Raw genomic sequence first — 2,988 nt, 5'->3', positions numbered from 1 at the left:
GTGTTTGATTGTTAAAAATCACAATAGAGATTCTTTCATCGCCTGCCTATTCTTTTTTTAATTCTTCTGTGCACTTCAAACTTGAAAAGACTCTTCATAAATGGTCTGGGCTTTACGAATAGAACATTGTATTTAGCTCATCAATTTTTTGCATCCAAGCCAATTGACTAATACGGTTAGTCTAGACTTGCTCCAACCAAAACGTTCTGCTGAAATATTTTTCAGTTCGCAAATATGTTGCATAATACCCCTTAGATTGCTTTCTGGAAGTATTATGCCAGATCTCTGGTCATATTTGCGGGCTATTCTTTTTATCTGCTCCTAAAAAATTGTCCTGCACAGAGAAAAATTACTTTAAAATACTAGTTGACTTATTCTTTCAAATTATTGATGCTACGTTCTCTTAAGTACGAAAAGTAGCGTGATTTGAGGTTTTTGTTAGCCATAATCTGTGATATGCAAACTCAACCCTCTTTATAATGTTCTTTAAATATTTAAGATAATGAAAGAGAAAATCTATCGTCTAGCATTCTGTTAGAAACCTGGGATTAAAATCCTAAAGTAATATTAATGAATGAACGTATATTTTCTAAGGTGATATTATGAGCGGTCCTATACAAAGCTTAGCAGACGCAATGTCTACATACAATACAAGTAGGAGATTTATCCAAGAGCAAAGAGAAAAAGCAGACGCAGAAAGACGGACAAGAGTGAACAAAGAATACGAAAAAGCTCTTAGTACTTCTTCTAAATCTGAGTCTGAATGCAAATGCAAATGTAAAGAAAAACCTCGCTCTGAAGAATTTATAAAATGGGAAAACGATTTAGATAGAAGGCTTGCAAAATTTGACAGAGAAAATCGAGCTCGTTGGGATGAAGCACACAGGAAGCTTCAAGAAGACTCAAGCTGTACTATTTCATAGATGAAAAAGACTCTGCCATCAAAATGGCAGAGTCTTTTTTCTTAATTATCTTAGACTAGAAGAATTTCTTTTAAACGGGTCAAAGTCTGATATTTTATCAATTTCTTTCTTGACTCCATCAGCTGTATTTCCCTGTTGATTTTGATTATCTTGTTGTACTTGTTGAACTAGACTTTCTTTTTGTGATTTGGCTTTTTGATGTTCCGATAATCCTTGGGCTACATAATAAGCGGCTTGACCTGGTGTGCCAACAGACTGAAATTTACCTGACTTAGCCTTATGAGAATCTGCAAGAATTTCATATTCTTTATTCACTAATTTAATTCTCTTATTCTTTTTTTCTGTTTGCTTATCAATCTTGGCCCGTTCTAAATCATTAGGTTCTTTAATCTGTTCTTCTGTTTGCTCTTTGACTTTAGCTTGTCTATTAGATAAGGCATCTTCTTCAATTTCTGAGACAATATCATCATTTACACTAGATGTACATGGCTCGTCTACAGCCTCTACTTCCACGGTAATATCTTTATTAAGATCTTTAGCATTATTGAGATCTTTGGCCTTAAACTCCTCATCTAATATCTTTAGACTATCATTTCGCATTTCAGTGGCTTCGGCTATTCCTTTAGCCTCTTGAAATTTACCAACACCTTGTGCTACACCAGTAGCTCCTAATACTAAACCTCCAGCTCCTACTATTGAGCCTGCCGTTGCAGTTTCATCTGCACTAGCAAATCCTGCTTTTATTGCTGCAAGGTTGGATAAGTTTCTTGCTGAACCAAGAATCTCACATACTTTTAGTAAGACTGGTAATCATTTGCAACTGTGCATATGCAAGTGCAGCTTGTACATTCATCGAAGAACTATTAAATAATTCATCTAAATTAATTCTAGCGTGGCCTTCAGGTGAATGGTTTTCAATAGGATTTATAGTCATAATGACTCCTTGTTATAAATTATTTTACTATTCTTGCAGAGTACTAATTAGTGCTTATCGTTTTTAAATAAGCCTTCTTGAGTAAGAGTATATAGAGAAAAATCTTGGCTATTTCTGGTTCAAGTTGCTTAATGAACAGGAGGCTTTTTATTTTTTCTTGTGTTAAGTTTAGAGTTTTTTCTAGGTTTTCTCTATTTTTTTGAGTAATACTATTTTGTTGTTGAGCTGTAATAAATTGGTCAATCCCAGAACACAATAGATCCGTCAACTCTTCATCAAGTAGGTTATTTTCCTTAAACTTAAGCACCATAAATTTTATGTGTGTATCCATAAGGTACATGGAGGGAAGTATTTGCTGTAATAGCTCAGGAGAACATCCGTGCTGAGGATTATTTATCGTTTCTAGTATAATGTGTTCGGATATTTCTTCATGAAGGATGTCATTTAAAGAGGCCTTTTCAAACTCTTGCATAATTAACCTTTATTTTTAAGTATTACTATTACTTATTAAATGAGGTATTTTTATATTATTTATTTTAACATAATTGTGTTTAAATAATACATTAATTGATGTTCTATTGAATTTAAATTATTTTATAGGGTAAAAGAGGGTAGTCCTAAACATGTAATGCTCGCTAACGGACAGTTATAATTGCAGATGACAGGCTCTATTTTGGATAAACTCTGAGATTATATGCGTACTTAAAGATTTTTTAAATCTTAAGCATTGCAAGGTCTAGGAATGTAGACTGCAGCATCTTTTAAACACATTAATCTAATAATTAGGATTTGTTATGCCATTTCCAATAAGAAGAGAAGCAGCAAGCAACAAAAGCACTATAGTGCCAGAAAACCCTGCATTTGAAGCTTTCGTAAAAGGACAAATCAATGAGCTGGTAATAAATATATTGGTTTATTCCGCTTTTGCTTCTGCGTTCCTTTCCTTATCAAACATAGTCTTTTTTTTCTTGTGATCTTGAGTTTTTGCAAAGCATAAAAGATCGATTGCAAAGTCAAACCAAAATGCTTTTTTCTTATAGTCTTTTCAAGTTTGAAGTGCACAGAAGAATTAAAAAAAGAATAGGCAGGCGATGAAAGAATCTCTATTGTGATTTTTAACAATCAAACACA

General features: G+C 33.3%; 6 protein-coding genes. 2 read left to right on the top strand and 4 right to left on the bottom strand.

All coding sequences use genetic code 11. The features are described from left to right. Positions 1-81: 81 nt before the first annotated feature. Together RHOW815_RS09180 and RHOW815_RS07550 are read left to right on the top strand one after the other, a co-directional pair. A complete protein-coding gene (locus RHOW815_RS09180; protein WP_215217705.1) occupies positions 82-171 on the top strand; it encodes a DUF4277 domain-containing protein in 90 nt (29 codons plus the stop codon). 431 nt (positions 172-602) lie between these two features. Beyond that, on the top strand, positions 603-923 hold the full coding sequence (locus RHOW815_RS07550; RefSeq protein ID WP_215217704.1) for a hypothetical protein: 321 nt from the start codon (positions 603-605) through the stop codon (positions 921-923). A gap of 45 nt (positions 924-968) precedes the next feature. Here RHOW815_RS07550 and RHOW815_RS07545 read toward each other — a convergent pair whose 3' ends face one another. From RHOW815_RS07545 to RHOW815_RS09175, 4 genes are all read right to left on the bottom strand, one after another. Then, on the bottom strand, positions 969-1,523 hold the full coding sequence (locus tag RHOW815_RS07545; RefSeq protein WP_215217703.1) for a hypothetical protein: 555 nt from the start codon (positions 1,521-1,523) through the stop codon (positions 969-971). A 184-nt stretch (positions 1,524-1,707) separates the two neighbouring features. Then, positions 1,708-1,857 (bottom strand): hypothetical protein, encoded by a 150-nt coding sequence (locus RHOW815_RS07540; protein WP_215217702.1) that lies wholly within the window; start codon positions 1,855-1,857, stop codon positions 1,708-1,710. A gap of 43 nt (positions 1,858-1,900) precedes the next feature. Beyond that, complete coding sequence (locus RHOW815_RS07535; RefSeq protein WP_215217701.1) at positions 1,901-2,329, bottom strand: hypothetical protein; 429 nt, start codon at positions 2,327-2,329, stop codon at positions 1,901-1,903. Between the two features lie 413 nt (positions 2,330-2,742). After that, positions 2,743-2,919: an IS630 transposase-related protein gene (locus RHOW815_RS09175; RefSeq protein WP_350339714.1), complete on the bottom strand. Its 177-nt coding sequence runs from the start codon at positions 2,917-2,919 to the stop codon at positions 2,743-2,745. Between the last annotated feature and the right edge of the window lie 69 nt (positions 2,920-2,988).

It is taken from the genome of Candidatus Rhabdochlamydia sp. W815 (assembly GCF_018642185.1).
Lineage (GTDB): Bacteria > Chlamydiota > Chlamydiia > Chlamydiales > Rhabdochlamydiaceae > Rhabdochlamydia > Rhabdochlamydia oedothoracis.
Note: the sequence above shows the minus strand (reverse complement) of the source record. Positions and strands in the feature narration are given on the sequence as shown.